Annotated in this window: 8 protein-coding genes; 1 reads left to right on the plus strand and 7 read right to left on the minus strand. The window is 29.5% G+C overall.

Features of this window, described 5'->3' with window-relative positions:
- The 6 genes from Q0C22_RS00835 to Q0C22_RS00860 all read right to left on the minus strand — a co-directional run.
- On the minus strand, window positions 1-194 hold a 194-nt coding region (locus Q0C22_RS00835; protein WP_291490196.1), incomplete at its 3' end, for a hypothetical protein.
- Window positions 178-966: a hypothetical protein gene (locus Q0C22_RS00840; RefSeq protein WP_291490197.1), complete on the minus strand. Its 789-nt coding sequence runs from the start codon at window positions 964-966 to the stop codon at window positions 178-180. The genes Q0C22_RS00835 and Q0C22_RS00840, both read right to left, overlap by 17 nt.
- Window positions 966-1,619 (minus strand): hypothetical protein, encoded by a 654-nt coding sequence (locus Q0C22_RS00845; protein ID WP_291490198.1) that lies wholly within the window; start codon window positions 1,617-1,619, stop codon window positions 966-968. The genes Q0C22_RS00840 and Q0C22_RS00845 overlap by 1 nt, the downstream gene beginning before the upstream one ends.
- The gene (locus Q0C22_RS00850; protein WP_291490199.1) at window positions 1,580-2,011 is read right to left on the minus strand and encodes a hypothetical protein; all 432 of its coding nucleotides are present in this window, start codon (window positions 2,009-2,011) and stop codon (window positions 1,580-1,582) included. The genes Q0C22_RS00845 and Q0C22_RS00850 overlap by 40 nt, the downstream gene beginning before the upstream one ends.
- Entirely contained in the window at window positions 2,001-2,789 is a 789-nt protein-coding gene (locus Q0C22_RS00855) for a hypothetical protein (RefSeq protein ID WP_291490200.1), read from the minus strand. The genes Q0C22_RS00850 and Q0C22_RS00855 overlap by 11 nt, the downstream gene beginning before the upstream one ends.
- A 3-nt stretch (window positions 2,790-2,792) precedes the next feature.
- On the minus strand, window positions 2,793-3,893 hold the full coding sequence (locus Q0C22_RS00860) for a DUF1887 family CARF protein (RefSeq protein ID WP_291490201.1): 1,101 nt from the start codon (window positions 3,891-3,893) through the stop codon (window positions 2,793-2,795).
- A 340-nt stretch (window positions 3,894-4,233) separates the two neighbouring features.
- Here Q0C22_RS00860 and Q0C22_RS00865 point away from each other — a divergent pair, with 340 nt between their 5' ends.
- A complete protein-coding gene (locus tag Q0C22_RS00865) occupies window positions 4,234-4,797 on the plus strand; it encodes a nucleoside triphosphate pyrophosphatase (RefSeq protein WP_291490202.1) in 564 nt (187 codons plus the stop codon).
- Window positions 4,798-4,820: 23 nt separating this feature from the next.
- On the opposite strand, the gene Q0C22_RS00870 is transcribed toward Q0C22_RS00865, so the two are convergent.
- On the minus strand, window positions 4,821-5,730 hold a 910-nt coding region (locus tag Q0C22_RS00870), incomplete at its 5' end, for a flagellar hook-basal body complex protein (protein WP_291490203.1).

Below are 5,730 nucleotides of genomic sequence, written 5' to 3' on the forward strand. Positions count from 1 at the left end.
GCTACAAATTCTGCTTCTTTGAAAGCAATATTTTCCAGCTCAAAAAGCCTTTTTTGAGCACAATAGTAAACTGAACGATAATTTTCTGGTATGTTGCGGAGAGTTTCTATATCATGTGAGTTTTTTATTTGTTCTTTGAGCATTTCTAATCGTTTTGAGTTTAAATTATCTAAATAATCAAGATTTATCTTCATATATTTCGATCTGTAGTATTTGTTCTATTGCATATGGGTTTTTTATTGGTATTTTTGATATAATTTCAAATGTAGGAGCGTCTATTTTGCCTTCAAAGAGTACAATTTCTTGCCCTTTTGATTTTATGTAAATTTTTGCAAATTTTCCTATGTTTTTGTCTGTTGTATCGATAATAATATTTTTGGGATTTATTAAAATATTTACTCCGTTTTTTTCAAATAGCTTTTTTTCGTCAAAAGCGGCTTTTTTCTCTTTTTCAAACAAATCTTTGCTAAAATTAAAATGTATTACATTAGTATCTTTTTCAAAAAAAAGATTTTTATTAAACTTTAATGTTTTTTTTAACTCTTCAAATTTAAATTTATACCTTGCATCTTTTGGATTAAATGGTACTTTTGGACCTGTTTTAGAAGGTGGTAAGTCTTCACCATCTAAAGCTTTTTTAAGAAGATTAATATCGTTTTCATTAAGTTTACTATAGTAAGAGTATTTTGCATTATCCAGGAAAATTCTTTTGTCAAGCTCAATTATCCATTTATCAGCGATTGGATGACTAACATCTACAAACATATCTGAGTTTGTTGCAAACTCCCAGAAATTTGACATTAGGATAGCAGTATTATCTTCAATGTAAACTGCAATAGCAAATTCTGGTTCATATATCTCAATGATGTCACCAAAATGTAACTCTTTTTTGTTAGTATTTTGTTTTGTTTTTATTTTTATTTTTGATTTTTTATATACTTTTAGTAAATCATCTAATATACCCATTATATTTTACCTTCTGCTTTATTAACGATTTTTTGGGCGTTTTTAGACTTAGCGCAAAGCAGATCAAATATTAAGTCTGTTGTTTCGTAATCAAGATTTAAATCAATAATTATATCTTTTAGCTTTTTTTTAAGCCTTTCTTTTGCTTTGTATTCTGCTTGCTTTGAAGTGTATACATATTTGATACATCCTAAAATATCTAAAAGAATCAAGCTTTCTTTATCTGAAAGCAATTTTTGAAAAGTTTTGAGTTTATCTAAAGCTTCAATTTTTTCAATATACTCGTATTGAGTGTGTTGTTTTGGTTTATTATCTAAAATTTCTAATAAATCTTTTTCGTCAGTTTCTATAAGTTGTATTTTTTTTTGTTTTAATATATCTTTAAAATAATTAATGGCAGAGGTTTTTACTATTTGCCATCTTGAATTTTGATTATACTTCAAAAATGCCTCTTTTTTCTGGTAAAGGAAAATTGTAATTTCACTTTTTAACTCGTTAATTTCGCTAAACAACCCGGTTTTATAAAAAACTTTTGCAATATACAAAGAAAGTTCATTTACAAGTTGTTCAAAATTTTGGATGTTACCATTTAAAAATTCTTCTAAAATATGCTCTATTTGCAATTTTCCACCTGTTTTTTTAATTTCGCACATAAATAATCTATATTATTGCAAATTCCACAGTATTCAACAAGTTTAAAATCAAAAATATCTTTGCTTATAGGAAAAACTTCTTTATTCTTTAGCCTGTAAATATAAGATATATCAAAAAAATGAAACCTGCACCTTTTTTCGCAGTTTCCGGGTATTGAAAAACTTACCTGATTTTTATAAAATTGTTTTGAAGAAAAAAACGCCACGCAAGCAATATTTGTTTTATCTTTTGTTTTTAGTATAATAAAAGGCCTTCTTTTTGTTTGCAAATCATGAGAGCCCAAATCCATAGAAAGCTTTTTTTCTATTTCACTTGCACGAGCTACCCATAGTGTATGATCTTTGAGTTCATCATCTAAAAATTTTTTAATTAACTGTTCGCTAATGTACATGTACCTGCCCAAATCCCATAGAAGCATTTGTGCCTATATTTAATATGCTTGCCAGATAAATATATCTGTAGATATCTTTTGAGTTTTCTATGTGAAATTTTAAGTTTGTACAGGGAATGCTCATAAGTTTTTTCTTTCGATTGGAGTACCTTGCTATATTATGAAAGGTGCAATCGATTTTTGTTGCTTTAAACTCTGGTTGAATGTATATTTCGTCTTGAGTTTTACCGTAAAATTTGTTTGTTAGGTAAATTCTACGCTCTATAGCTTTAACAATATCACCAAAATCAATTTCCTGACAATTTAAAATTTTAGAGTCTCTTTTAAATCTTCCAAATTCAATATTCAAGGTAAAATTGCTTTTGTTTTCAATTTTTTTAAATTGATTAGAATTTAATATAAACTCTTCTTCCTGAATTGTATCTAAAAAAGGATTGTAAAAACCTGCTTGTTTTACTTTAAGGTCTCTTGTAAAAGCCTCTAAATACATTTTTGAAAATTTGGAAAAAGTCCCAAGAAGCGTTATTCTAAGTTCATTTTTTGTGGATTTATTTATAACATAGGGTAAAAACAATGTATCTTTGTATTTTTCAAAAGAAAGCATATACAAACACTTATCTACAAGCGGGCAAACCTCGCAAGTTGTATTTTTAAGTATACAAAAACGCTTTTTTAAATTTCTACCCAGCATACCCCTATAGTAAGAACCGTAAAACTCATAGTCTTTATCTATACCTTCATGTTTAATTGTGATAATGGTAAAATCAAAATTCCCCATCATTTATAATTTTAACTTTTCTCTAAAAATCTCACTAAGGTTTTTTTGTTTTAATGATTTGTAGTCAATTAAGTTTATGCCAATAGAATTTGCACGTTGTTTTTTTTCTTGACTTATTTCGCTGGAAGGAGGGTTTAAAATAACAAGGTGCGATTTTGCACTTAAACCAAAATTTTGCCTTAATTGTCCCGATTTGTAAATTACATCTCCAATATAATCTTTTACTTCGCCGGTTTTACATTCTATTATATGCAAATCATTGTTTATAATAAAAACTACATCAAGCTCGTTTGATACACCTCTGTCATTTTCTATTTTGATATTACAGCTTATATCATCAACTGGTAATGTTTTTATTTGGTCAAAAACATAATATTCAAACCAGCCACCCGTAAAAAAATCGATTGTTTCTTTACTTCTAAAATCAAATTGGTCTAATTCTTCTTGCGTTATACCGCAGTAGTTTTTTAAATCTTTTATGGCTTTTTTGGCTTCATTGTTTTCTAAAATTTTTTTTCTTGCGTTTTCATTATCACGATATACTCTAAATTTTTGTGTAATATCTAATACTGTTTCATAATCAGATTCAAAAGCTTGAAAGAGTTTTTTTGCAATATTTGATTTTTTACTATCCTGTTTTTGAGTGCTTTTGATTTTGGTGCCAACAGCGCTCATATATTCAGGAATGGATAATTTGCAGGTACTAGGAATTTGACTTGCCTTAGGGTACAAAATAAGATAAAAATTTTTATCAATAGATTTATAATAAATTGTAGAATTTAAATTTGAGTTTTTAAAAAAATCGTAAGCACCTAAAGCCATAATTTTGGTGCCGCCTGTTATATTTACCAAAATGTTGTCAAAAGAGTTTTTTGAAAAGTATTCTTTAAGTTTTCCTTCAATGTCATTTAAATCGTTTTGGTCTACTACTATGCTATCATTTTCTTTTTTATTTAATATGCTGAGTATGGATTTACTATAGTTTTTTTCTTGTGTTTTTTGCGTTTCTATAAATAAAATTTTATCCCATTTATCATATAAATCTTTTAGAAAAAGTACATTTGGTATTGATTGATCGCTAAGCAAAACTACAGCAAGATCCATTTTGTACCCCTTTTTTTACTCATTATGTATTTTTTTAATATTTTGTCAATCAATTTTATAAAAAAATTGATTTAATTTTTTATTAAAAAAAGCATAATTTTTTGTTTTTTTTAGATTTTAAGCTTTTACTTCAAAAGGACATCCTCGTTTGTTATTCTTGAAGTGCACCTTAAGTGTATGGGGAGTTTTTACCTATTTTATGTAGAGGATTCTTCGCTTACGCTTCAGAATGACAGAAAGGACGAACTTGAAAATGACAAGAAGGAAAAGCTTGATAAATTCAATAGAAATTGTAAAATGCTAGAAGTTATTTGCTTTTTTTAAGTATATTAAATTAAAAATGATTTATGTAGCCACAACATCGCCAAGACGCATTGAGTTGCTTAAACAGTTTGGCTTTGATTATAAACTGGTTAAGCCATGCAAAGAAAAACTAATTATAAACAGTAAACAAAATTTAGCAGTACAAAAAGCCATAAGTAAAATTGAGTGTTTGCAAATAGATGGTTTGGTGGTTGCCTTTGATACTTTAATAATTTTTAAGGATAGGATTTTTGAAAAACCAAAAAACATCGAAGAAGCTAAATCCATGCTTTATGATTTAAGTGGTAGCTGGCATTCAGTAATTAGCGCAATTGCAATAAAATATAAGGATTTAATAAAAGCTTACTTTGAAAAAACTTTTGTTAAGTTTGCAAAGCTAGAGAAAAACGATATTGATTTTTTGACAAGCAAAGAAAATGTATTAGATAAAGCTGGAGCTTATGCTATCCAGGGTTATGCAGCGCTTTATATAGAAAAAATTGTTGGAGATTACTATAATGTGGTGGGACTGCCTCTAAATAGATTTAAAAAAATCCTTGAAGATGATTTTAAGCTTAAAAAAAGCGATTATTTAAAGTAAGTTTAAGCCCAAAAGGGCTTAAACTATTGGATATTAAGGAGGGTTTGGAGCATTTGGTCTGATGTGCTTATAATTCTTGTGTTTGCCTGATAGGCACGCTCAGCTATAATCATATTTGTAAACTCTGTGCCTAAGTCGACATTGCTTTCTTCAAGTGTACTTGGTGCAATTGTGCCAGCGCCTTGAGTTCCAGCAGTAGATATGACTGGTGTTCCTGAGTTTGCAGTAGCTGCAAACAAAGAACCCCCCTTTGACATGAGGCCGTTGTCATTATTAAAAGTAGCAAGCGCAATTTGAGCTAAAGGGTAGCTTTTGCCGTTTGAAAATAATCCTTCTATTACGCCATCTTGGTTTACAAGAATGCTTTGAAGGCTGCCACTTGGAAAACCGTCTTGTGTTTGAGAGGTTGTTTGAGATGGTAGAGAAAATTGTGTAAGTCCGTTAAATGTACCAATTGAACCGTAGTTTAGATTTATTACCTGACTTGCCGTGCCGTTGTTCCAATTGACAGTGATTGCAAGAGGGCTTGATTCGTATGTTAACTGACCGTTTGAGTTAAATTTTAATGTTCCACTAGAGTTTAAAATGTTTGCTGGCGCTGGAGCACTTGCTGTCCAGACCCATGTGGATTGCTGGGTTGTAGGATCATATGAAACTTTTCTAAAATTAAAAGTAAGCGTATGTTTATTGCCAAGGGAGTCATATACATCAATTGAAGTATTGTGAATGTCTGCTTCAAATGGCTGGCTTGCACATATTCCGCCAGCTGCTGTTGTGCCAGAAAGTGTGCCTAAAATTGTACCTAAAGTAATATTGTTAGAATATACTGCACCAATTGTTTGGGATGAGCCAGAGTTATTTGTAATAACAATTTGACCGTTTGAGTTAATTGAAGCTGTTGAATTAGAACCCCATGGAGAAGTTGCTAAATCT

It is taken from the genome of Desulfurella sp. (assembly GCF_023256235.1).
In the GTDB taxonomy this organism is placed as follows: Bacteria; Campylobacterota_A; Desulfurellia; order Desulfurellales; family Desulfurellaceae; genus Desulfurella.